Consider the following 23382-nt stretch of genomic DNA (forward strand, 5'->3'; position numbering starts at 1 on the left):
ATGAAAAATATAGCAATAACAAAAGACGTACAAAGCGCATTATCACCAAGTCAGGTTTTACAAGATTTATTAGAAGGAAACAACCGTTTTGTTGACGGTAATTCTCAATCTACAGATAATTCGGCTTTAGTAAATCAAACTACAGGAGGTCAATTTCCAAAGGCAGTTGTGCTGTCTTGTATTGATTCTCGCGTGCCAGTTGAAACAGTTTTAGACCAAGCTATTGGAGATGTTTTTGTAGCTCGAGTAGCTGGAAATTTTGAAAACGTAGATATCTTAGGAAGTTTAGAATACTCTTGCAAAGTAGCAGGTAGTAAACTTGTCTTAGTCTTAGGTCATGAAAGTTGCGGTGCAGTAAAAGCTGCTTGTGATGGTGTAGAGCTTGGTAATATTACAGCAATGCTAGATAATATTGTGCCTGCAGTTAGAAAAGCTACTGAAGAAGAAGATGGCTTAACAACTTCAGAAAACAGTGCTTTTGTTGCCAGAACTGTAAAGTATAATGTAATTCTTACTATGGATAGAATTCGAGAGAAAAGTCCAATATTAGCCGAAATGGAAGATAAAGGAGAGATCCAAATAGTTGGAGCTGTATATAGTTTGCATTCAGGAAAAGTAGAAATGGTTTAAGTATTTCACCATATAAATAAAAACTGTCTATGTTATATAGGCAGTTTTTTTATGCTTATGAGTCACCTTCCGTATCCTCATTTGGAACTTCTTTTCCCTTATTTAAAATACTTGGAAAAATCATTGGAGCCAAGCTTTTTACAGGTTCAAAAAGAATAGATTCTTTCAAATCTTCTTCATCTGCAAAAGGAATGGTATTATTCATATTATTAAATACAATAAGCAACACACTTAAAATTAAACCAATTTTTAAAGCTCCAAATACACCACCTAGTAATTTGTTTAAAATTCCTAAAGCTGCAAAATTTGCTAGTTTAGTTAATGCTTTTCCTGCAAGTGCAATTACCAAAACAATAATCACAAACGTGACTGCAAAAGCTACTAGATTAATATATTTTTCATCCCAATCTAATTTGCTGTCCAAAAGTTCTGCAGCAAAAGTGCTAAAATGTATCGCGCCATAAACACCTGCAATAAGGGCTACTAAAGAAGCCACTTCAACAAAAAGTCCCTTCATAAAACCTCTTATAAGCCCGAAAAGTAAAAGCGAACCTAGAATAATATCAATTAAAGCCATAGTGTATGAGTTTTAGCAAACGTACATAAATTTTCTCATTTTAAAATAATAACGCTTTTCAAGAGCTTATAGTTTATTAACTTCGCAAATTATAATTTAAAGCATTCCATTTTTAAAGGATACAATATGGCGAGAGATGAACAATTAAAAGAGCGATGGGATTTAGTAGTTAAAAAATTATCTACTCAATTTGCAGATGGAGACACCTTAGATTTAGATGCCATTATTTATTTAATTGGAGTCCAAGAATTAGGACAATTTGATCGCAAATTCAAAAAAGACCACAAGATCGATTTAATGCATATTGCTATTTGTAAGCTGCTGTCACCTTATGGTTATTATGAATTTGAATTTGTTGACGAAGATGGATGGCCTCATTATAAAGTTAATGAACAGTTACCAACTTTAAAAGCAGGAGAGCAAAGTGTTTTAATGAAAGACGCTATTGTTAACTATTTTATAGAAACTAAGTTTATAGATTAAAAGTTGGGCGTTACCCTTTAATGCACTTAGCACTAAATCGTCAGGCTCTCGGTAGTCGCTCTCTTTGAGGAGCTCCAGCAGAACCTCCATCCTTAACGCACTATACTTTCAGTTAGCTATATTTGATTAGTATTAAAATTTAAAACCAAAACATGACCTATTATAGACGTTTTATATTCTTAATGATTTCAGTACTGTTGGTGGTTTCATGTGGTAGTGATGATGACTCATCTGAAAATGAAACAAGAATTGAAGGAAATTGGATCATTTCAGAACTAACTTATGATGGTGTGCCAGTACAATGGGGAGAATGTGGTCATTTAGAAAACATGACGTTTTTAAATGATAATACTTTTGTGTGGCAACTATACGGAATCAATTCTTCTTATGAGTGTATTCCAATAACACCTCCAGCCACTGGTACTTGGGAAAACATAGATAATACAACAGCAGAATTGACAGACGATGATCGTGTTTTTCAAGTTACTTTTACTGAAACTACTCTTATTATGAAATTCAGAGTAGATACAACAGATGAAAATCCAGAAGGTATTTCTGTCCTTTTTGTGTTTTTACGTTCCTAATTCATTAAATTTGCGGTTCATTTTTATGGTATTATGATAGATAAGATAAAAGAACTCATTGCAGAAGCCGAAGCATTTAAAGCACAATCTAAGGAAGAAGTTGAGGTATTCCGTATTAAGTATTTAGGTAAAAAAGGCTTACTGAACGATTATTTTGCCGAGTTTAAAAATGTAGCTAAAGAACAAAAGAAAGAATTTGGGCAAACTATCAATCAGCTTAAAAAAACAGCTGAAGAAAAAGTAAATGCCTTAAAAGAAGAGTTAGAAAATAAAGAGGAGACTGCTGGATTATATGGTGATTTATCACGTCCTGGAGAACCAATTGAGATTGGTGCTCGTCATCCTATTTCTATCGTAAAAAACCAAATTATAGATATCTTTTCTCGTATTGGATTTAACGTAAGTGAAGGTCCAGAAATTGAAGACGATTGGCATAATTTCACAGCATTAAACTTACCAGAATATCATCCAGCTAGAGATATGCAGGATACGTTTTTTATTCAGACAGATCCTGATGTGTTATTACGTACACATACAAGTTCTGTTCAGGTTCGTTATATGGAAAATAATAAACCTCCAATTCGTACTATTTCTCCTGGTCGTGTGTTTCGTAATGAAGCAATTTCAGGTCGTTCACACTGTTTTTTCCATCAAGTAGAAGGTTTATATATTGATAAAGATGTGAGTTTTGCCGATTTAAAACAAACCTTGCAATACTTCACTACCGAAATGTTCGGGAAGTCTAAAATTCGTTTGCGTCCATCATATTTCCCGTTTACTGAGCCAAGTGCTGAGGTAGATGTATATTGGGGTTTAGAGACCGAAACCGATTATAAGATGACCAAAGGAACAGGTTGGTTAGAAATTATGGGATGTGGTATGGTAGACCCTAATGTATTAGAAAACTGTGGTATTGATTCTAAAGAATACTCAGGTTTTGCTTTTGGTATGGGAATCGATCGTATTGCGTTATTGCTTCACCAAATTAGCGATATTCGTTTGCTAAGTGAAAATGATGTACGTTTCTTAGAGCAGTTTAAAGGCGCCTTATAAGTTAATAAGACGCACTCTTATCTACTTGTTTATTGTGGTTTCAAATAATTTATAAATACGTCTGTATTCATCAGACCAGCTTGAACCTTCTTTAAATCCGTGTCCTTCTAAAGGAAATACAGATAGTTCCCAATTCTCTTTTTTCAATTCAATTAAGCGTTGTGATAAACGTACCACATCTTGAAAATGCACATTGGTATCTATCATACCATGTAACATTAATAAATTCCCTTTAAGACCTTCAACGAAATATAATGGAGAACTTTGTTTGTATGCTTTTGGATCTTCAACAGGCGTGTTTAAAATAGGAGAAGTATAACCATGATTATAATGAGCCCAATCTGTAACAGATCGTAAAGCGGCACCACTTTTAAAAGTGTCTGGTGAGTTAAACATTGCCATTAAAGTTATAAAGCCACCATAGGATCCGCCATAAATACCTAATCTGTCTTTATCAATATCTTGATTCTCAACTAAATATTGAGCACCATCAATTTGGTCGTTTAAATCTTTTCCACCCATATGTCTATAAATAGCAGTTCTCCAATCACGACCATAACCAGAACTTGCTCTAAAATCTATAGCTAAGACTGTGTAACCATTATCGACTAGAATATTATGAAACATGTATTCTCTGAAATATGAAGGCCACCAACGATGCACGTTTTGAAGGTATCCTGCGCCATGAACAAATATCACTGCAGCTCCATTTTTATTAGCCTCTGTAGGCTTGTATAATGTAGCAGGTACTTCTGCACCATCACGAGCTGTAAAGTTTATGATTTCAGAATTAATCCAATTGTAAGAATCAAATGCTTTTGTAGTAGACGTTGTGAGTTTAGTCATTTTTGCACCAGCTTTATTTGGCATGACATAAAGCTCCCAAGGTTTGTTTGTGAAAGAATACCGAATAGCTAAAGATTTTTCATCTGGAGATACTGTAACCTCATGACCTCCAACTTGTGAAGTTATTTGTTTCATATTACCACCTTTTGAAGGCAAATGGTAAAAATGCTGCTCATGTGGACTCACTTTATTACTCGTTAAAAAGAAGGTTTTGCTGTCTTTAGATAAGCTCACCTCTTGAATTTCGAAAGCACCTTGAGTTAATGCTATTATCTTTCCAGAATTCACATTAGCAGAATACAAATGTGCATATCCCGTTTTTTCAGATTTAAACCAAATATTATCAGTGTCAATCCACCCAATGTCTCCATTTGAAAACCATCCTATTCCAGGTCCACCAATCCAAGCATCATCATGTTGTCTTTCTATCAATTTTAAATTACCATTACTCAAATCTACTAACATAATCCATCTGTCCTTATTATCGGCAGATACAATGTTTACAACTGCTTTTCCGTCTTCTGAAAAATTTATACTATTAATGGTAACCTCTCTTTCGTCTTCGTAAGTGTCTTTGTATTCAGATAAGTTTACGGCATAATCTTTTAAAAATTCAGGTTTATCTTTGATGCCCTCAATAGTATCTGTATTAATTTGGTAATGTGTTCCTGTTTTCAGATTTAAAATCCAAGATTCATTAGTGTATTGCGGACTTCCTACGTTTGACCTTGCTTTTAAATCTGTTGTGTAACTACTTTCGGTAACATAATCAGGAACAATAGTTTTTTTGTCGCTGGGTGTAACATACAAGTTATAAAACACATAATTTAAATCTGGAGATACCGAAAGTCCAAATAAATTTTTATCTCCTATATAAACAGGATCTATTTTATCCAATTGACTTTGCTCGCTTCTATAGGTTTTAGCATCACTCTCATTTTTACGCTTTTCTAAGATGTTGATATTTTCTAATTGATCATCCATGAGCCATTGGTCTAATTCTTTTGGTGCACGCTCTGATTGTTTGTTACCTGATTTAAAATCGGTTAATTGTGTCAAAGTACCATCTTCAATATTCCACTGATAGAGATTGTTGCTTAACTCATAAAGAATAGATTTTTCATCACCAGAAAATTGTGGATTAGACTCATATGCAGTTGTGCTTGTAAGGCGTTTAGTCGTGTCGTTTTTGAGATCTAATAAAAACAAATCACCACTTTTTTGATATACTTTCAGACTGTAATCTTTCGAGAAATCACCATCATTATCACTTGCTTTTAAAGCTTTAAATGATAATTTTTCAATTTGTTTTGAATTAATATTTACTTGATATGTAGACCTAATGGTATCATTATCTGGATTCCAACTAAAATTGATGTGATTACTATCGTTCGACCAAGAGACATTAGTAGGTAAATAACCTACAAAATCTTCTCCTTGCATAATTTGATCTATGGTTAGCTTTGAATCGTTTTTAACTTGAGCAAAACTTAAACTTGTAAGGAAAAGCAGTAGGAAAAATGAGCGTTGTATCATCAGAAAGTATTAAATGGATTATTTTTGCTCTAAAATAAAGTATTTCACAATACCCACGAAATGACATGAGAAAAGATATTGAAATTCCTGAAGTAAAAGACGTTTTTGTAGCTGTAGTCCAAGAACAACATCCAGAATACAAAACAGATGACTGGAACGCTTATATTATCAATAATAAAGATGTGGATTTAGAAACCGTTTTAATTGTTACAAATGGCTATTCAGAAAAAAAGATTACACCGATCATGCGTCATACGATAAAACTCTTACCTGCAAGGAGTTATGCTAAAATAGAGTTTATGCAAAATGATGTGCTTGAGCTCAACAACGAGTTTAAAGTCACTTTTTTTGAAGGCAATCAAATGCTTGACAAAACGTACCTATTCAGAAAGAATACTATAAATACTAAAGCATTGCAAACTGTTCCGTTAATGCAATTAAAAGGAGTTTTGGTGAAGTAGCCAATTCTTGCGATGGATTATTTTAATCTAATTTATCAGTTAGCTTTTTAAAGACTTTTTTAGGGTCTTTATTCTCATATAAAATATCGTAAACAGCACTTATGATTGGTAACTGTGTTTTCTTTGTGTTTTTGAGATTAAGCTCATGTGCACTTTTTGTTGCATAATAACCTTCGGCAACCATACTCATTTCCATTTGAGCAGACTTAACAGTGTAACCCTTTCCTATCATGTTTCCAAACATACGATTACGTGAAAATGTAGAATAACCAGTCACTAATAAATCACCCAAATAGGCCGAATTATTAATGTTTCGTTTCATTTTGTGCATCTTTTTAATAAAACGCTTCATTTCACGAATGGCATTACTCATAAGGACACTTTGAAAATTATCTCCATAACCTAATCCGTGAGCAATTCCAGCAGCAATAGCATAAATGTTTTTTAGCATTACAGCATATTCAGTACCAATAATATCATCACTGATTTTTGTTTTGATATAATTACTAGATAAGGTATCCGCAATAGTTTGTGCTTTTTCAGCATCTGCACAAGAAATCGTTAAATAAGATAATCGCTCAAGCGCAACTTCTTCTGCATGGCAAGGTCCAGCAATAACTGCAATATTTTCAAATGGAATGTTATAAATATCATGAAAATGCTCACCAACCAATAAACCAGATTGAGGCATAATCCCTTTAACGGCAGATACAATGGTTTTTTGAGAAATATCAGCAGAGAGTTTTTCTAATTCAGAATGCATAAAAGCTGAAGGAATTACAAAAATCAAAACATCAGCCCATTCCGCCAATTCATTAATATCATTACTTAATTTGAGCTGTTCAATTTTAAATTCTACCGAACTTAAATAACTCGGATTATGTTGTTCTTTTAGTAAATGCTCTTTAGCATACACGCTTCGCATGTACCAACCCACTTCATCTAAATTTTCGCAAAGCATCTTTACAATAGCTGTTGCCCAACTTCCTGCTCCAAAAACGGCGTATTTTAAAGGTTGATTCATAAATGGATCATCAATTTTTTAGTTATTCAAAAATACACAAAATATAGAGACTTCTATTTATGGCACGCGTTTTGGATTAGATACCATAGTAACCCAAAAATTCAAGATTATGAAAACGATAAAAATACTTTTAGGCTTTGTTCTAAGTGCAACACTTTTAACGTCTTGTTATACCGAAGAAGTGATTATTAACGATTTTGATAATCAACCAGGTATTTCTTTAAATCAATTATTAGGTTCTTATGAGCTTTGGTATGTAGATATCAATCAAACTTTAGGATCTGGTGAAACTCCTTTCTTGCAAATTGCATTTACAATGTCATTTAAAAACGGATTGGTTTACGCTAATAACAATTTAGTTGGTTTTGGAAATCAAGGTAACGGATTTGGAATTGATGTTGGAACTTACGATGCATATGATATGATTTTAGATGTGTATCATGATATTGATGGTTACCAAACGTTTGATGTGTATCAAATTGATAATAATACCATAGAGTTATATAATCCTTACAACGACACGTCTTATTTTTTAAATGGATACCAAAGAAGCAATTTTGATTATGACTATGTGTTTTATGATAACATTCATTATTTCCTTCAGGAATATGAAGCTTGGGACAAAACATATACAAGTCAAATGGGTATGTTAAATGAGTTTGATAATGAAAACTATTTACAATTTTTAGCTGGTGGAAACGATTCAGAGTTTAGAAGCTCTCAAGATGTAAACATCGGGAATCCAGATAATATTTACTGGGATTATACTGGAATTTATGGCGTAGGAAATATTAGCAATAATATGTACTTGAAAACATTAACATTAGATTATGACTTTTTCGACAATGAATTCTTCGAATTGAGCGTTATAAATGATCAAAGAATAGAATTGTACCATCCAACATCTGGTACTGTATACGAGTTTACAGGAAGAGGATATATTCAATTCTTACGTGAGACTGATGCAGAAGGAAGAAAAATTGAAGGAAAAAAAGAACTTAAAAAACGTAAGCAGAAAACTGCTAAAAAAGATAACCCTAGGGTAAATAAAAGGAGCTAAATTTTGGTTGGTTATTTAGTTTCCAGAAACGTCCACCTCATTAATTTGAGCTGGGCGTTTTCTTTTAATGTGACTTTTTGAAATTTAGTGTGTCTAAAGGATAGATGTCTAAGAGATATCTATAACTTTATAATTAACTATTAACTTTAAATCAATATCACATTATGGGATTATTTTCATTTATTAAAAACGCAGGGGCTAAAGTTTTCGGAATTGGTAAAACAACAGATGAAGAAGCAGCAGAAGCAAAAGCAACAGCTACAGCAAAAGTAGCTATGGAAGAATTACGAATTGAGGATGCAGCAGCAAGAAACCTTGAAGGGACAATTAAAGACTTACAATTACACGTTGAAGGTCTTAGAGTATTTATAGACGATGATATGGCTAGAATTTCTGGAATGGCTTATGATCAAGCAACAAGAGAAAAAGTAATTTTAGTGGTTGGAAATACAGCAGGAATAGCAACAGTTGATGATCAAATGACGGTTGAACATGTTGAGCCAGAAGCTCAGTTTCATACAGTTGTAAGTGGAGACACTTTAGGTAAAATAGCAAAAAACTATTATGGTAACGCTATGAAATATCCTGTGATTTTTGAAGCAAATAAACCAATGTTGACAGATCCTGATAAAATTTATCCTGGTCAAGTATTACGTATTCCACATATGGACTAAACGTAAAATAGTATCAAAAAAAAAGCGCAACCTTAAGTTGCGCTTTTTTTTGTTTTAGGTTATTCCAAAATTTTCTCTAAACCTTCAAAGTCATATGGCTTAGCTGTAATGGTTTTGTCTGTATCTAGCAAGATATAAGTTGGTGTTGCGCCTACTCCGTAAGCATTTGCTATAGGATTATCCCATTTACCTAAACCAAGCACATGTACAAAGTCTGTGTACTCAGAAATGGCTTTTTGCCAACCTTCAACTTCTTCTTCAAGACCAATAGCAATCACTTTTAAATTCGGTTTTGAATCTAGTATCGCTTTTACTTTTGGTAATTCGTCAAGACAATGGCCACATGTACTGCTCCAAAATATAATTAGATATTGCTCAGCCATATCTAAATCGTGGAGTGTTGTCGTCGTTGTTTCTCCATTTTCTGAAATGGCTAAATCAAAGTTTTGTGCTGTTTTACCAATTTGATTATTTTGATAAACGATTTGTGTTTCGGTTAAGATTAAGTAGTTGCCTGTTTTACTTAATTCCATTAAATAGTTGTCAGAAATGTAATTTGCAACTTCCGGATTTTCCATGTTTTTAAAACGACTCCACACCATTTCTAGAAGCATTGTTTTGATTTCGACTTTACCTTCGCCAATACTATTCATTACATGATCTACATCTGCTTTATACGTTTCATTGCTTGTGCTTGCGGTCATTCCGAAGATATAGGCTAATACACGATCAACCAAAAAATCAGAACTTTGTAATAAGGTATCACTAAAGTTTACATGAGATAAAAAGGTGCGTTTTAAGTTAGAAGAATAGGTTGATACATCTTCATAAGTTTCAGGAATATAAGGTGTATTTGCCTTAATGAATTTAGAAGCCATAGTTCCTTTTGATGCCTCTTCAAAAGCAATCTGAGTATCCTTTAAGGTTTTAAAAATATCATGAAATCCTTTTTTATCGGTACTTTCTTGGGTGTAATAATTGCTAATAGTTCTATTCACCATATCCATACTATTAGTATAGGATGACCATAGTTTATTCTCATTACTATCTGTAAACTCTAAACCTTTATCTGTACTAAAGGTTAGCGAGACACTTTCCTTTCCATTAAATATCAGGTCAAAATTGTTTTCTTCTGGTGGAAGCGCATAAACTATTTTATAAATCCCAGCGGTTACCGAAGAATCTAAAGGAATTGTGAAGTTACCTTCTTCATCAATTTTTGCTCTATCAACATAATCTGAACCAGTAGGTGTTGCATGATATAAAAATGCATACGTATAATCTGAAGCAGGCGCAAATGTACCATTGATAGTATGTTGTGAAAACATGCTAATTGGAATGAATAACAGGAAAATAAATAAATATCTCATAGGTATGAATTAATTAAAGTGAAACGCTTTGTATTTCACAACCATAATGATTTCAAATATTAAGCCAAATATCTGAAATTTATTGTTTTGATTTATCTTTTGATCGGATACTTTCAATAACTACGGTTGAAATTATCAGAGTTCCTCCAATAAAGGTATTCCAAGTTGGAATTTCATTCAAAAAGAAAAATGCAATAATAATCCCAAAAATGGGCTGTGTGCTAGAAATAATACTGGCAGTACTAGCTTTAAAATACTTTAAACTATTTACAAATAAAGTGTGGCCTATTGCTGTAGTTAGTAGTGCTAAAAGAATCACATAAGGGTATTGAGTTTCAATTGTTGAAGTATCCATTATAAATAACGTTGGAATCAATACCGCTGTTAAAATTAATACTTGATAAAACATCAACAAACTCCCATTGTAGGTGGTTACATGTTGTTTTAGCATTAGGTTTCTAATGGCATAACAAACTGCTGAAAGCATTCCGAATAAAACACCTTGCAAGGCTGAACTTTGTAAATCTAATTCGGGAGCTAAATAGTAAATGCCAAGTAAAACCAAAGCTCCAAGTAATATGTGCATTAGGTCAAACTTTACTTTTGAAAACAAGGGCTCGAGAAAAGCGGTAATTAAAGGAAAAGTGAATAACGACAACATTCCAATGGCGACGTTTGAAACTTTTAGTGCATAGAAGTACGTAATCCAATGTGTACCTAAAAAAACTGCAGAAATAATAAAGGTAAGCTTGTCAGGACCAGTATGAATTTTGAGTTTAATTTTTTTGTATTTACAGAACACAAATAAAAAAACCGAAGCTAATGCACATCTCCACCAAATAATTACTGGAATTGGCATATCTATGTATTTGCCTAATGTTCCAGATGTACTTATAAAGATAGTAGCAACTGTTAACCAAAGTACATGATTTAGATGTGCACTTTTCATATGTCTTGAATCCTTTTCAAGGCTTGCTTAACTGATTTTACATGTTCAAAGGTCAAGAGTAATCGTAAGCCATTTCTGGTTTGCTTTTCTTTCATTTTGCAATCTTTAGGCCTTGTTTGAACATACTTCAAAACTTTAGTAAAGTTGTCACTTTGGTAAAATGCACTTTTCTGATCGTTTATGAAATAACCAACAAAACGGCCTTGCTTCATAATGATTTTTTCTAATCCAATTTTGGTAGCAATCCATTTCACACGTACACTATTCAATAAATCAACAACCTGAATTGGTAATTCTCCAAAGCGATCAATAATTTCAGTTTCGAACGTATGAAGTTCTTCTTCGGTTTTAAGAGTATTGAGTTTGGTGTACAGATTTAAACGTTCCGTAATATTGTTTACATAATCATCTGGAAATAGCAATTCAAAATCAGTATCTATAGTAATGTCTTTGACGTAATCTTTCTCTTTTCCGTCATCTTGGTATAAGTCTTTAAACTCATTTTCCTTGAGTTCTTCAATGGCTTCATTTAAGATTTTCTGATAGGTGTCAAAACCAATATCATTAATAAATCCGCTTTGTTCACCTCCTAATAAATCACCTGCACCACGAATTTCTAAATCTTTCATTGCAATGTTGAAACCGCTTCCAAGCTCAGTAAATTGCTCAAGAGCTGTAATACGTTTTCGAGCATCATTGGTCATTGCTGAATATTCAGGAGTGATAAAATAACAAAAGGCTTTTTTGTTACTTCTACCTACACGACCTCGCATTTGGTGTAAATCACTAAGTCCGAAATTATTCGCATTATTTATAAAAATGGTATTCGCATTAGGCACGTCTAATCCGCTTTCAACAATTGTTGTACTTACTAAAACGTCAAATTCACCATTCATAAAAGCAAGCATGAGATGTTCTAGTTTTTTACCTTCCATTTGTCCGTGACCAATACCAATTTTCGCATCAGGAACTAAACGCTGAATCATACCAGCAACTTCCTTAATGTTTTCTATTCGGTTATGAATAAAGAAGATTTGTCCACCACGCTGAATTTCATATGTGACCGCGTCTCTTATGGTTTCTTCATTAAAACGAATCACATTACTTTCTATAGGGAAACGATTTGGTGGTGCAGTTGTAATCACAGATAAATCACGTGCTGCCATCAAACTAAATTGCAAGGTTCTTGGAATTGGTGTTGCCGTAAGCGTCAACACATCCACATTGTCTTTGAGCGTTTTTAGTTTCTCTTTTACAGCGACACCAAACTTTTGTTCTTCATCGACAATTAGCAAACCTAAATCTTTGAATTTCACATTTTTATTAACCAATTGATGTGTTCCGATAAGTATATCTACATGTCCTTTTTCAAGTTTTTCTAAAGTGGTTCTTTTTTCTTTAGCCGTTCTAAAACGGTTGAGATAATCTACAGTAACCGGAAAATCTTTAAGACGTTCGGTAAATGTTTTATTATGTTGATAGGCTAGAATTGTTGTAGGCACTAATATCGCAACTTGTTTTCCGTTGTCTACTGCTTTAAAAGCCGCGCGAATAGCAACTTCAGTTTTACCAAAACCTACATCACCACAAACTAAACGATCCATAGGTCGTTCACTTTCCATATCTGCCTTAATATCTGCAGTAGATGTAATTTGATCAGGAGTGTCTTCATAAACAAATGACGCTTCTAACTCATGCTGAAGGTAACTATCAGGTTTGTATTGATAACCTTTTTCTAGTTTTCGCTTTGCATAAACTTTTATAAGGTTGAATGCAATTTCCTTAACACGAGATTTTGTTTTCTGCTTAAGTGTTTTCCATGCCTTGCTTCCAAGTTTATAGATTTTTGGTGGCTTACCATCTTTACCATTAAACTTGGTGATTTTATGAAGCGAATGAATACTTAAATAAAGCACATCTCGTTCGCCATATACTAATTTAATAGCTTCCTGTTTTTTGCCCTCAACATCAATTTTCTGAAGTCCACCAAATTTCCCAATACCATGATCAATATGTGTCACATAATCTCCAATATCTAAATTGGTTAATTCTTTAAGTGTGATGGCTTGCTTTTTGGCATATCCATTTTTGAGATGGAATTTATGATAGCGTTCAAAGATTTGATGATCTGTATAACAGGTGATTTTTTTATCATGATCTATAAACCCTTGATATAAAGACAAAACGATAGTTTTGTAGTGCACATTTTCTTCTACATCTTCAAAAATATCATGAAATCGCTTTGCCTGTTGTTCACTAACACAAGCGATGTAATTTGAATATCCTCTATCGTGGTTCGTATTAAGATCTTCAATTAATAAGTTGAATTGCTTATTAAATGATGGCTGAGGAGCTGTATTATATATTATTTGTTCTGCGGAAAAAACGCTTGTTGTTCCAAATTCAATCAAACTAAAATCAAGAAGTTGTCGTTTCAGTAATTCTGAATTACAGAACAATTCTTCAGGTTCTGAATGTTTCAATTCTGAAGACAAGGCTTTAAATGTCTTTTCTGCTTTTCCAAAGAACTCATCAATTCTTGAAAACAGTAAATCAGTATTCTTAGAAAATATCACGGTTTTTTGAGCGATATATTTCAAGAAACTCTGTCTGCTTTCTTCTAAAAATTTATTAGCAACATTTGGAATGATGCCTATCTTTTTAATTTGTTCTGTAGAGAGTTGCGTTTCTACATCAAAAGTTCTAATGCTATCTACTTCATCACCAAAAAACTCAATACGATAGGGTTCGTCATGAGAAAAGGAGAAAACATCTACGATACCACCACGAACTGAAAACTCTCCAGGTTCAGTCACAAAATCTACGCGCTTAAATTGGTATTCAAATAATACCTCGTTAACAAAATCAATAGACAACTCATCACCAACCGAAATCTTTAACGTGTTTTTCTCAAGTTCACGACGCGTTACAACTTTTTCGAAAAGTGCATCAGGATAGGTGACAATAACAGCAGGCTTTTTTCGAGAATTGATTCGATTTAAAACTTCTGCTCTTAATAATACATTCGCATTGTCAGTTTCTTCAATTTGATAAGGTCTTCTATAGCTACCAGGATAAAAAAGGACATCCTTATCATTTAGTAGTACTTCTAAATCGTTGAGGTAAAAAGCGGCTTCTTCCTTATCATTAAATATCAGTAAAAATGGGAGTTCGGAAGCTTTAAATGCTTCGCTAATTACTAGCGATAATGAAGAACCAACTAAACCTTTTATATGTAATTTTGCTCCAGTTTGAGCAATAGAAGTCTGCAGATTTTGCATTTGCAAAGCCTGTGCATACGTTTGCGAGAGAATGGTTTTACTCAAGACATTTTATTTTGTGCAAATATAAAATATTTGTGCTATGGCGTATTGTTAAAATGTATTAATAAAACTATCTTTGTGACACTTAAAAAAATCAAAATATATGTCATTTTCAGAATTATTCGAAAGCGGGTTTAAAAAACGTAATGAAGATCATTTTGCAGCAATTGTAAGAGTTGCCATGAGTGATGGAATTATTAATGAAGCAGAAAAAGCATTTTTAGACCGTCTAGCAACACGTTTAGATATTACAGAGATCGATTATAAAGATATACTTAAAGATTACAAGAGTCATCCAATTAATCCTCCATTATCGTACGATATGCGTTTAGAACGTCTTTATGATTTAGCTCGTATGGTTTGGGCAGATCATATTGAAGGACCAGATCAAGTAGGTTTGTTAGAAAAATTATCTATAGGGTTAGGTTTTAATCAAGACAATGTAAAATACATTACAGATAAGGCACTGACTTTAGTGCATTATGAAGTAGATCTTGATGACTTTATAAATAAAATGAAACACATGAATCAATAAACGATTCTTAGTTATAGAATTTAAGCAGTTTGAAAAGACTGCTTTTTTTTATGCGTTACGCATAAATTCTTCAGCTTTTTCTACCATGTTTTTACTACCACAAATAAAAGGTACACGTTGGTGTAATTCGGTAGGTTCTACATCCATAATTCTTGTAAACCCATCACTAGCTTTACCATTGGCTTGTTCTGCTAAAAACGCCATTGGATTACATTCGTAAAGCAATCTCAATTTACCATTAGAGTTTTGAGAGCTTTTAGGATATAAATAAATTCCACCCTTAATCATATTTCTGTGAAAATCAGAAACTAATGATCCAATGTATCTACTCTTATAAGGTCTATCGCCTTCTTCCTCTTGGCAATACTTAATATAGTTTTTAATCCCTTGTGGAAAGTGAATGTAATTTCCTTCGTTTACAGAATAGATTTGACCATCTTCTGGGAATTCCATGTCTGGATGTGATAAATAAAATGATCCAATTGCAGGATTTAAAGTAAATCCGTTAACACCATCACCTGTCGTATATACGAGCATAGTTGATGTTCCGTAGACCACATATCCAGCTGCTACTTGTTGATTCCCTTTTTGAAGAAAATCTTCAATTGTTACAGGTGTTCCTACTGGTGTTACTCTTCTGTAGATTGAAAAAATTGTTCCTACAGACACATTAACATCAATATTAGAAGATCCATCTAAAGGATCAATTAAAACGATATACTTGTTTTGGTGGTTTTCATCCTGACTATTTATAGAAATAAAATCATCTTCCTCTTCACTTGCGATTCCACAAACAATATTACGTTTGGTCATGGTTTGAATAAACTTATCATTTGCGTAAACATCTAGTTTTTGCTGATCTTCACCTTGAATATTTGTATCACCTGCAGTCCCAATAATATCAACTAAACCAGCTTTGTTTACTTCGTGATTTACCACTTTAGCAGCTAGTCGAATTGAATTTATAAGTCTTGATAACTCTCCAGATGTGTATTTAAACGAGGATTGATTTTCGATAATAAACTCTCCAAGAGTTTGATTTTTTTGAGACATTTATTCTAAATGATTAGTTTATGCAAATATCGTATTTTTTAACAAACTACAACGTTTTCGCTAGGCTTTTAATGTTTTCTTAAACATAACTTTTAAACTATCTTTACCTAAATTAATTTTAAATGAATATTAACGTAAGAGTAGCTGTAAAAAAAGATATGCCAGAAATCTTTGACCTAATTAAAGAATTGGCTGTTTTTGAAAAAGAGCCTCATGCCGTTTCTATTACAGTTGAAGATTTAGAGAATTATGGGTTTGGAAATCATCCTAAATTTCATTGTTTTGTTGCTGATGTTGATGGAAAAGTAAAAGCGATGGCTTTGGTTTATATGCGTTTTTCAACATGGAAAGGCCCAATTTTGCACTTAGAAGATTTAGTTGTTAAGCAAGACATGAGAGGTCATGGTTTAGGTACTGCGCTTTTAGACGAAGTTGTTAAATATGGCAACGAGTTAGATGTGAAACGCGTGAGTTGGGAAGTCATTGATTGGAATGAACCAGCTATAGAGTTTTATGAGAAAAAAGGAGCAGACGTGAAGCGTGATTGGGATGTTGTTCACTTAGATGAAGACGGAATAAAAAATTATTTATCAAAATTATAACATGCAAGTATTTAAATTTGGAGGTGCTTCAGTAAAAGATGCTAATGGTGTAAAAAATTTAGCAAAAGTTTTACAAGATGTCGGTTATGATAATACATTAGTTGTGTTTTCTGCTATGGGAAAAACGACCAATGCAATTGAATTAGTTATTAAAAACTATTTTGAAAATAAAAGTGAATTACAAAGCTCAATACAAGATGTAAAAAAATATCACAACGAAATTTTATTAGACCTTTTTGAAAATACGCAACATCCAATATTTAAAAAAGTAGCTTCTATTTTTGAAGATTTAGATCATTTTTTAAGTCGCAATAAATCTCCAGATTATAATTTTGTATACGATCAAACTATTGGCTTTGGTGAGTTGACTTCAACACTAATTATCAGTGAATATTTAAATTCCATTGGGATCCAAAATAATTGGTTGGATGTTCGAAATTTCATCAAAACAGATAGCTACTATAGAAGAGCAAATGTAAATTGGGAACGAACACAAATCGCTATAAAAGAAAATTTTGATAATAAATTATTAAATATTACTCAAGGATTTTTAGGGAGTGACGCTAATAATTTCACGACTTCTTTAGGAAGAGAAGGAAGTGATTATACTGCTGCTATTTTTGCATATTGTTTAAATGCTCAAAACGTTACGATTTGGAAAGATGTACCTGGAATACTAAATGCAGATCCACGTTATTTTGAAAATGCTCAGTTACTTCATAGTATTTCTTACAGAGAAGCTATCGAGTTAGCCTTTTATGGTGCATCTGTAATTCATCCTAAAACACTTCAACCTTTACAACAAAAGGAAATTCCGTTATTTGTAAAATCTTTTTTAAACCCAAAAGATGAAGGGACAAAAGTTGTTAAAGACATTAGGTTATCACCAAATATACCTTGTTATATCGTGAAGAAAAATCAGGTTTTAGTTTCACTATCCTCATTAGATTTTAGTTATATCGTCGAAGAGAATATTAGTGAGATTTTTAAGTTATTACACTATTATAAGATGAAAGTTGATGTTATTCAAAATTCTGCAATTAGTTTTTCAGTATGTTTTGAAAACTCATATAATAATCTTGAGCAATTGCTTCAGCATTTAAAAGCAAAATTTAATGTAACGTCGTACGAAAACGTTAGTCTTTATACAGTAAGACATTATAATAAACAAGCAATAACGTCTATAGAAAAGGATAAAACATTGTTATTAAAACAATTAACACAAGAAACAATTCAAATCGTAACTAAATAAACAATTTAGTACATTTACAGTCATGACCAAACCACCAGATATAGGATTAGTTACCGCAAAAGAAGTTGCAAAAGCCATCAATGTAGATAAGTATGGTTTTATAGGAACTTTTGTTGGTTGGTTGTTAATGAAACTTCTTAAAATTTCAACACTTAATAAAATTTACAAGCGTAATAAGCATTTAAGTGATGGTGAATTTCTAGATGGCATTTTAGACGATTTTAAAATAAAATTCGAAATTCCAGAAGAAGATTTAAAACGATTACCAAAGGATGGCGCTTACATAACCGTTTCTAATCATCCCTTAGGAGGAATTGATGGTATTCTATTATTAAAGTTAATGATAGAACAACGAAAGGATTTTAAAATTATAGCTAATTTTTTATTACATAGAATTGAGCCGCTAAAGCCTTATATTATGCCAGTTAATCCTTTTGAAGATCGAAAGGATGTGCAATCTAGTATTGCTGGTTTCAAAAATGCAATTTTACATTTAAGAGAAGGTCATCCTTTAGGAATTTTTCCTGCTGGAGAAGTGTCTACATATAGAGACGGCAAACTTGTGGTGGACAAACCTTGGGAAGAAGCTGCGATGAAACTTATAAAAAAGGCAGAAGTACCAGTGGTACCAATTTACTTTCATGCAAAGAATAGTAAATTGTTTTATAAGCTTTCAAAAATTAGTGATACGTTTAGAACGGCTAAATTACCATCAGAACTCCTTACTCAAAAGCATCGAATTATTAAGGTGAGAATTGGAAGGCCAATTTCTGTAAATGATCAAAAAGAACATACAACACTTGCTAGTTTTTCAGAATTTGTAAGACGTAAAACATATATATTATCAAATGCTTTTGAAGACAAATCAAAAATATTAGATAACCTGTCTAATACATTAAAAACGCCACCTAAATCTCCAAAACGAATTGTTGGATCTGTAAGTCAAGATGTAATGATTTCTGAAGTTGAAGCACTTCGAAAAGGAGATTGCAGGCTATTACAAAGTAAAAATTACGAAGTGTTTTTAGGTAGTGCTAAACAGATCCCAAACATATTACGTGAAATAGGTCGTTTGCGTGAAATTACTTTTAGAGCTATTGGAGAAGGTACAAATGAAGCTATTGATTTAGATGATTTTGACACTTACTACCATCATATGTTTTTATGGGATACTGATGCCAATCGATTAGCTGGAGCTTATAGAATGGGATTGGGTTCTCAAATTTTTGCAAAGTATGGTATTGACGGATTCTATCTTCAGGATTTGTTCCGTTTTGAGCCAGAACTCTATAAAATGATGAGTGAGTCAATCGAAATGGGTCGCGCATTTATCATTAAAGAATATCAACAAAAACCAATGCCTTTATTTTTACTTTGGAAAGGAATTGTGCATACAACATTACGTTATCCAGAGCATAAATATCTTATTGGTGGTGTGAGTATTAGTAATCAGTTTTCTAACTTCTCAAAATCGTTGATGATTGAATTTATGAAGTCACATTACTACGATCCATATGTCGCACAATATGTGCATCCTAAAAAAGAATTCAAGGTTGTACTTAAAGATGCAGATAAAGACTTTGTGTTTGATGAAACCGAAGCTGATTTGAATAAGTTTGATAAGATTATTGATGAGGTCGAACCAGGAGCATTGCGTCTACCTGTTCTGCTTAAAAAATACATCAAACAAAATGCGCGCTTAGTTGCGTTTAATGTCGATCCTTTATTCAACAACTCTGTTGATGGATTGATGTATATTAAAATTGCCGACTTACCTGAAAGCACCGTTAAACCTGTTATGGAAGAATTTCAAGCCGAGTTGGAACGTAAATTTTCTAACGGAACAAATGATGAGGCTTAAAGGGTTTGTTCTAGGGACATTAATTTTATTCTCATATAATTTAGTTGCTCAAAACATAAGAGGAGTCGTTTTAGATGCATACACCAATCAACCCATTGAAAGTGCTTCAGTTTATTTTGATAACACAACTATTGGCACTTCAACAAATGATAAGGGGGAATTTGAAATTCAACTGAAAGAAGGTGTGACGTCTGCTTTGGTAATTTCATTTTTAGGCTACGAAAAAGTATTACTTGACACTTATAACTCAAAACAGTTTTATAAAATAGTATTAAATGAATCTGCTGATTCTTTAGATGAAGTTGTAATTTATACTGATGATGGCATGCCAAAAGCCATAAAATTACAACAGTTTAGAGAACAATTTTTAGGGTTTTCAAAATTTGCAAAATCCTGTATGATCCTAAATGAAGACGCCCTTATTTTGAGATTTGATCAAGACAGCAAACAACTTTCAGTGAGTGCAACAGAGCCTGTAATTGTTCAAAACAATAGTCTTCAATACCAAGTTAATTTCGATATTATCGATTTTGTAATTGATTACTCTTATATAGATGTATTGAGAGGCAATTATCAAATTAAGTCTATGTTATATTCAGGAACATCGTTTTATAAACCACTAGAAAACGATAAGCCTAAACAAGCAGAAAAGAATAGAGAGCAAGTGTATAAAGGTTCTGTATTACACTTTATGCGTGCATTGACGAACAAGAGATTAAAAAAAGACAAGTATTTTATTTTCAGTAAAGGTTTTCGAGTAGATCCAAATAAATATATTTCTGTATCCGAAGTAGGAAATACAGATTCCTTTAATGTAAAATTAAGAGCGCCTTTATCGGTGCTTTATAAACGAGAATTTCAATCCGAAATTGAATTACCATTAGGTTTTAAGCAAAAAATAAGTGAAGTTACTATTACTACAAATGATACTTTAAAAAGAACGATACAAGTTAAAGGCTCAACATCTAATGCTGAACCTTATTACAACGTAGAATTTATTGTTGATTCCTATGGGAATTACAGTCCGATTGATGCCTTTTACTTTATTGGGTATATGGGGAATCAACGTGTTGGTGATTCGTTACCTTTTGATTACGAATTACCTTAAGACAAATACGTGCTCACAAAGTCTTTACAATAGTCTTTTATTTCATTCCTAGCTTTTAAAAAGGCTTCATGTTTTTCACTATCTGTGCCATTCACTTTTGATGGATCAAAAAAGTTGTGATGTAATCTCAAAGCATTTTCACTTGGAATATAAGGACAGTTTTCATTCGCATGATCACAAACTGTTATGATAAAATCAAAGCTCACCTCTTTATACTCATCTACATTATTTGAAGTATGAGTTGTAATATCAATCTCATCTTCTTTCATGATGGCTATAGCTCCTGGGTTTAATCCATGAGTTTCAATTCCAGCACTATAAATATTGGCTTTTTCGCTTGCAAATAGATTAAGATAGCCATGAGCCATCTGGCTTCTGCATGAGTTTCCTGTGCACAGCACTAATATGTTTTTCATAATTTATATTAACAACAGTTGCTAGTTGAAGAGCAACATGCTTCAACCTTTTCTTTAGTTTTCTCTAAGGTATGTATAACCTTTTCTGGAACACCACACAATTCCTTGGCTTTACAGTCTGTTTTTTCAGATGCTAACTTAATAAATAAGTTGCCATTGTCTATGACGAAATCATTAACAAATAATTGCGCAGTATGGAAGGTACGATTACTATATTCGAATTTAATTTCAGATTCAAGGTCATATGCTTTCATTGTACCTACTTTATTGAGAATACCTAAAGCTTTTAAAACAGACATGTGTTTTGTTTTTAAAATTTCAGCAGGACTTTCCCAAAGTTGTACAATGGTTTCATTCCATTGGTCTGATTGACTTCCGCAGTCTACAGATTCGATGGCAATATGCTTCACTTCAGTAATATGATAATTGGCAGCTACGAATTGATTTGTTGTATATTCAAATTGTAGTGTTTTATCTTGATGTTCTTCTAGTAGATTAAAAAATTCTTGAGTTTTCATAATTTATAAATTTTAAGTTTCGTCTGATTGAGATAACTAACTCCCTTTTAAATGGAGCAGCAATTTGTTTGAGTGGTATTGAAATAGGAGTTGAATGCATCTTGAAATTCTTTAAAACGAATGGTATTTAAACAATAACAAACGCTTTTACCTTCAAAGTTTCCTTTGAGCAAACCAGCCTCATTAATGACTTTAAGATGCTGTGAAATTGTAGCTTGTGCTAATCCAATTTCATCAACAATATCATTACAGATACAGTTTTCTTGTTTGCTTATATATTGTAAAATAGCTACTCGAGCAGGATGAGCAAACACCTTTGCAAAAGCAGCAATTTCAATAATTTGATCTGTATAAATGTCAAGTTTTGAAGCTCCCATATTAATTGTGATTATTCGTAATTGAATACAAATATACACATTGTATCGTAATATTGCAATATTACGATATGAAATAATATAAAAAAACCAGAAAAGTGAATTCTCTGGTTTTAATTATTTATTTAGAACCAAGGTTTTTTACCAACTTGATACGTGTTATAAAATTCTTCGTCTGATTTTGTTAAATAAATAATACCTTCAATTAATCCAATAACTCCGGGAATCCAAATTAGAAGAAGCCCGATACCTACACAAGATAAAACAGCACCAAGTATCCAAATACCTAATAGAATACCACCTTCTTTGTTGTAGCCTAAAATAAATTTATGAACTCCTAAACCACCGAAAATGATACCTAAGATGCCAGCTAATATTTTTTTATTGTCACCCGAAGCACTATTAAATGCTTCTTTCGCGCTATCTGCAAATTCGGAAGCTGTTTCTTTTGCCTCACTAGCAAACTCATTAGCTTTTTCTTTAGCTTCTCCTGCAAATTCTTTTGCGTCATCTGCAAGATCACTTGCTTTTTCACTTACTTTATCAGCTGCTTTTTTTGCGCCTTCTTTTGCATCTCCCAACATATCGTTAAGATCGTCACTTAAATTTTTGTTATCGTCAGACATAATTTTTTGATTTTTAAATGGTTAGGTTATAAATTTAACAAATTTGTTCAATATATTAGTCTATAAACGTAATCATTTGTTACATAAAAGCTTTGTCTATGGGTTCCCATAATTCGATTTTATTACCATCATTATCAAGGATCCAACCAAATTTCCCATATTCATACTCTTCTATTTCACCAACTACAGTAACTCCTTCTTCTTTTAAAACCTTAATTAATTCATAAAGATTTTCAACACGATAATTAAACATAAAATCCTTTTTTGAAGGCTCGTAATATTTGGTGTCTTCTGGAAATGTACTCCATTGTGTAGAACAATCTTTTCCTTGTTTGTCTTTCCACCAAAACGTACAACCATAGTCGTCTGTATTGAAACCTAAATGTTTTCTATACCAATCTTTTGAAGCTTTTGGGTCTTTGCTTTTAAAAAACAATCCTCCTATTCCTGTAACTCTATTTTTCATT

The 23382-nt window shown here is 32.6% G+C and carries 24 protein-coding genes; 12 read left to right on the forward strand and 12 right to left on the reverse strand.

Annotated features, from left to right (window positions below; all coding sequences use genetic code 11):
- Entirely contained in the window at positions 1-630 is a 630-nt protein-coding gene (locus RH81_RS02410; RefSeq protein WP_033957220.1) for a carbonic anhydrase family protein, read from the forward strand.
- Positions 631-685: 55 nt separating this feature from the next.
- Here RH81_RS02410 and RH81_RS02415 read toward each other — a convergent pair whose 3' ends face one another.
- Positions 686-1207, reverse strand: a complete 522-nt coding sequence (locus RH81_RS02415; RefSeq protein ID WP_033957224.1) for a CvpA family protein — start codon at positions 1205-1207, stop codon at positions 686-688.
- Positions 1208-1333: 126 nt separating this feature from the next.
- On the opposite strand from RH81_RS02415, the gene RH81_RS02420 reads away from it, so the two are divergent.
- The 3 genes from RH81_RS02420 to pheS all read left to right on the forward strand — a co-directional run bounded on the left by RH81_RS02420 (position 1334) and on the right by pheS (position 3327).
- Positions 1334-1690, forward strand: a complete 357-nt coding sequence (locus RH81_RS02420) for a hypothetical protein (RefSeq protein WP_033957228.1) — start codon at positions 1334-1336, stop codon at positions 1688-1690.
- Positions 1691-1842: 152 nt separating this feature from the next.
- Positions 1843-2274 (forward strand): lipocalin-like domain-containing protein, encoded by a 432-nt coding sequence (locus tag RH81_RS02425; RefSeq protein WP_033957231.1) that lies wholly within the window; start codon positions 1843-1845, stop codon positions 2272-2274.
- Between the two features lie 33 nt (positions 2275-2307).
- Positions 2308-3327 (forward strand): phenylalanine--tRNA ligase subunit alpha, encoded by a 1020-nt coding sequence (pheS, locus tag RH81_RS02430; protein ID WP_033957233.1) that lies wholly within the window; start codon positions 2308-2310, stop codon positions 3325-3327.
- Between the two features lie 21 nt (positions 3328-3348).
- Here pheS and RH81_RS02435 read toward each other — a convergent pair whose 3' ends face one another.
- Positions 3349-5709 carry a S9 family peptidase gene (locus tag RH81_RS02435; RefSeq protein ID WP_033957234.1) on the reverse strand — a complete coding sequence of 787 codons (2361 nt, stop codon included), beginning with the start codon at positions 5707-5709 and terminating at the stop codon, positions 3349-3351.
- 65 nt (positions 5710-5774) lie between these two features.
- Here RH81_RS02435 and RH81_RS02440 point away from each other — a divergent pair, with 65 nt between their 5' ends.
- Positions 5775-6170, forward strand: coding sequence for a hypothetical protein (locus tag RH81_RS02440; protein ID WP_033957235.1), 396 nt, complete (start codon positions 5775-5777; stop codon positions 6168-6170).
- Between the two features lie 22 nt (positions 6171-6192).
- Here the strand turns inward: RH81_RS02440 and RH81_RS02445 are convergent, their stop codons facing one another.
- On the reverse strand, positions 6193-7194 hold the full coding sequence (locus RH81_RS02445; protein WP_033957236.1) for an NAD(P)H-dependent glycerol-3-phosphate dehydrogenase: 1002 nt from the start codon (positions 7192-7194) through the stop codon (positions 6193-6195).
- A gap of 109 nt (positions 7195-7303) precedes the next feature.
- Between RH81_RS02445 and RH81_RS02450 the strand changes: the two genes are divergently transcribed.
- Positions 7304-8254, forward strand: coding sequence for a hypothetical protein (locus RH81_RS02450; protein ID WP_033957237.1), 951 nt, complete (start codon positions 7304-7306; stop codon positions 8252-8254).
- A 164-nt stretch (positions 8255-8418) separates the two neighbouring features.
- Positions 8419-8928, forward strand: coding sequence for a peptidoglycan-binding protein LysM (lysM, locus tag RH81_RS02455; protein WP_033957239.1), 510 nt, complete (start codon positions 8419-8421; stop codon positions 8926-8928).
- A gap of 59 nt (positions 8929-8987) precedes the next feature.
- Here lysM and RH81_RS02460 read toward each other — a convergent pair whose 3' ends face one another.
- From RH81_RS02460 to mfd, 3 genes are all read right to left on the reverse strand, one after another.
- Positions 8988-10298 (reverse strand): TlpA family protein disulfide reductase, encoded by a 1311-nt coding sequence (locus tag RH81_RS02460; protein ID WP_033957241.1) that lies wholly within the window; start codon positions 10296-10298, stop codon positions 8988-8990.
- 79 nt (positions 10299-10377) lie between these two features.
- The gene (locus RH81_RS02465) at positions 10378-11247 is read right to left on the reverse strand and encodes a DMT family transporter (RefSeq protein ID WP_033957244.1); all 870 of its coding nucleotides are present in this window, start codon (positions 11245-11247) and stop codon (positions 10378-10380) included.
- Positions 11244-14573 (reverse strand): transcription-repair coupling factor, encoded by a 3330-nt coding sequence (mfd, locus tag RH81_RS02470; protein ID WP_033957245.1) that lies wholly within the window; start codon positions 14571-14573, stop codon positions 11244-11246. The genes RH81_RS02465 and mfd overlap by 4 nt, the downstream gene beginning before the upstream one ends.
- A gap of 100 nt (positions 14574-14673) precedes the next feature.
- Here mfd and RH81_RS02475 point away from each other — a divergent pair, with 100 nt between their 5' ends.
- Positions 14674-15105, forward strand: a complete 432-nt coding sequence (locus tag RH81_RS02475; RefSeq protein WP_033957246.1) for a tellurite resistance TerB family protein — start codon at positions 14674-14676, stop codon at positions 15103-15105.
- A gap of 48 nt (positions 15106-15153) precedes the next feature.
- Here the strand turns inward: RH81_RS02475 and fbp are convergent, their stop codons facing one another.
- Complete coding sequence (gene fbp / locus RH81_RS02480) at positions 15154-16158, reverse strand: class 1 fructose-bisphosphatase (RefSeq protein WP_033957249.1); 1005 nt, start codon at positions 16156-16158, stop codon at positions 15154-15156.
- 122 nt (positions 16159-16280) lie between these two features.
- Between fbp and RH81_RS02485 the strand changes: the two genes are divergently transcribed.
- From RH81_RS02485 to RH81_RS02500, 4 genes are read left to right on the forward strand one after another with little or no spacing between them, the layout of a single operon-like run.
- Positions 16281-16760, forward strand: coding sequence for a GNAT family N-acetyltransferase (locus RH81_RS02485; protein WP_033957251.1), 480 nt, complete (start codon positions 16281-16283; stop codon positions 16758-16760).
- A 1-nt stretch (position 16761) separates the two neighbouring features.
- The gene (locus tag RH81_RS02490) at positions 16762-18012 is read left to right on the forward strand and encodes an aspartate kinase (RefSeq protein ID WP_033957253.1); all 1251 of its coding nucleotides are present in this window, start codon (positions 16762-16764) and stop codon (positions 18010-18012) included.
- Positions 18013-18034: 22 nt separating this feature from the next.
- Positions 18035-19873 (forward strand): GNAT family N-acyltransferase, encoded by a 1839-nt coding sequence (locus RH81_RS02495; RefSeq protein ID WP_033957256.1) that lies wholly within the window; start codon positions 18035-18037, stop codon positions 19871-19873.
- Positions 19860-20981: a carboxypeptidase-like regulatory domain-containing protein gene (locus tag RH81_RS02500; RefSeq protein WP_081988172.1), complete on the forward strand. Its 1122-nt coding sequence runs from the start codon at positions 19860-19862 to the stop codon at positions 20979-20981. Before RH81_RS02495 ends, RH81_RS02500 begins: the two co-directional genes overlap by 14 nt.
- Here the strand turns inward: RH81_RS02500 and RH81_RS02505 are convergent.
- The 5 genes from RH81_RS02505 to RH81_RS02525 form a co-directional block, all read right to left on the reverse strand.
- Complete coding sequence (locus RH81_RS02505) at positions 20978-21397, reverse strand: arsenate reductase ArsC (protein ID WP_033957262.1); 420 nt, start codon at positions 21395-21397, stop codon at positions 20978-20980. The genes RH81_RS02500 and RH81_RS02505 overlap by 4 nt on opposite strands.
- 8 nt (positions 21398-21405) lie before the next feature.
- Entirely contained in the window at positions 21406-21915 is a 510-nt protein-coding gene (locus RH81_RS02510) for a DUF6428 family protein (protein WP_033957263.1), read from the reverse strand.
- Positions 21916-21962: 47 nt separating this feature from the next.
- The gene (locus RH81_RS02515) at positions 21963-22292 is read right to left on the reverse strand and encodes an ArsR/SmtB family transcription factor (protein ID WP_033957264.1); all 330 of its coding nucleotides are present in this window, start codon (positions 22290-22292) and stop codon (positions 21963-21965) included.
- Positions 22293-22414: 122 nt separating this feature from the next.
- A complete protein-coding gene (locus RH81_RS02520) occupies positions 22415-22915 on the reverse strand; it encodes a hypothetical protein (RefSeq protein ID WP_033957268.1) in 501 nt (166 codons plus the stop codon).
- 79 nt (positions 22916-22994) lie between these two features.
- A complete protein-coding gene (locus RH81_RS02525; protein ID WP_033957270.1) occupies positions 22995-23381 on the reverse strand; it encodes a VOC family protein in 387 nt (128 codons plus the stop codon).
- Between the last annotated feature and the right edge of the window lies 1 nt (position 23382).

The organism is Psychroserpens jangbogonensis, from assembly GCF_000797465.1.
Classification (GTDB): domain Bacteria; phylum Bacteroidota; class Bacteroidia; order Flavobacteriales; family Flavobacteriaceae; genus Psychroserpens; species Psychroserpens jangbogonensis.

Bases quoted from the DNA above. Each gene is read 5' to 3' on its own strand.
- RH81_RS02450 (WP_033957237.1), top strand. From the start codon at position 7,304: ATGAAAACGATAAAAATACTTTTAGGCTTTGTTCTAAGTGCAACACTT.
- RH81_RS02440 (WP_033957235.1), top strand. From the start codon at position 5,775: ATGAGAAAAGATATTGAAATTCCTGAAGTAAAAGACGTTTTTGTAGCT.
- RH81_RS02485 (WP_033957251.1), top strand. From the start codon at position 16,281: ATGAATATTAACGTAAGAGTAGCTGTAAAAAAAGATATGCCAGAAATC.
- RH81_RS02425 (WP_033957231.1), top strand. From the start codon at position 1,843: ATGACCTATTATAGACGTTTTATATTCTTAATGATTTCAGTACTGTTG.
- RH81_RS02465 (WP_033957244.1), bottom strand. From the start codon at position 11,247: ATGAAAAGTGCACATCTAAATCATGTACTTTGGTTAACAGTTGCTACT.
- RH81_RS02435 (WP_033957234.1), bottom strand. From the start codon at position 5,709: ATGATACAACGCTCATTTTTCCTACTGCTTTTCCTTACAAGTTTAAGT.
- RH81_RS02415 (WP_033957224.1), bottom strand. From the start codon at position 1,207: ATGGCTTTAATTGATATTATTCTAGGTTCGCTTTTACTTTTCGGGCTT.
- RH81_RS02500 (WP_081988172.1), top strand. From the start codon at position 19,860: ATGATGAGGCTTAAAGGGTTTGTTCTAGGGACATTAATTTTATTCTCA.
- pheS (WP_033957233.1), top strand. From the start codon at position 2,308: ATGATAGATAAGATAAAAGAACTCATTGCAGAAGCCGAAGCATTTAAA.
- RH81_RS02445 (WP_033957236.1), bottom strand. From the start codon at position 7,194: ATGAATCAACCTTTAAAATACGCCGTTTTTGGAGCAGGAAGTTGGGCA.
- RH81_RS02420 (WP_033957228.1), top strand. From the start codon at position 1,334: ATGGCGAGAGATGAACAATTAAAAGAGCGATGGGATTTAGTAGTTAAA.
- RH81_RS02515 (WP_033957264.1), bottom strand. From the start codon at position 22,292: ATGGGAGCTTCAAAACTTGACATTTATACAGATCAAATTATTGAAATT.
- fbp (WP_033957249.1), bottom strand. From the start codon at position 16,158: ATGTCTCAAAAAAATCAAACTCTTGGAGAGTTTATTATCGAAAATCAA.
- RH81_RS02475 (WP_033957246.1), top strand. From the start codon at position 14,674: ATGTCATTTTCAGAATTATTCGAAAGCGGGTTTAAAAAACGTAATGAA.
- RH81_RS02410 (WP_033957220.1), top strand. From the start codon at position 1: ATGAAAAATATAGCAATAACAAAAGACGTACAAAGCGCATTATCACCA.
- RH81_RS02520 (WP_033957268.1), bottom strand. From the start codon at position 22,915: ATGTCTGACGATAACAAAAATTTAAGTGACGATCTTAACGATATGTTG.
- RH81_RS02510 (WP_033957263.1), bottom strand. From the start codon at position 21,915: ATGAAAACTCAAGAATTTTTTAATCTACTAGAAGAACATCAAGATAAA.
- RH81_RS02495 (WP_033957256.1), top strand. From the start codon at position 18,035: ATGACCAAACCACCAGATATAGGATTAGTTACCGCAAAAGAAGTTGCA.
- RH81_RS02460 (WP_033957241.1), bottom strand. From the start codon at position 10,298: ATGAGATATTTATTTATTTTCCTGTTATTCATTCCAATTAGCATGTTT.
- RH81_RS02490 (WP_033957253.1), top strand. From the start codon at position 16,762: ATGCAAGTATTTAAATTTGGAGGTGCTTCAGTAAAAGATGCTAATGGT.
- RH81_RS02505 (WP_033957262.1), bottom strand. From the start codon at position 21,397: ATGAAAAACATATTAGTGCTGTGCACAGGAAACTCATGCAGAAGCCAG.
- lysM (WP_033957239.1), top strand. From the start codon at position 8,419: ATGGGATTATTTTCATTTATTAAAAACGCAGGGGCTAAAGTTTTCGGA.
- RH81_RS02525 (WP_033957270.1), bottom strand. From the start codon at position 23,381: ATGAAAAATAGAGTTACAGGAATAGGAGGATTGTTTTTTAAAAGCAAA.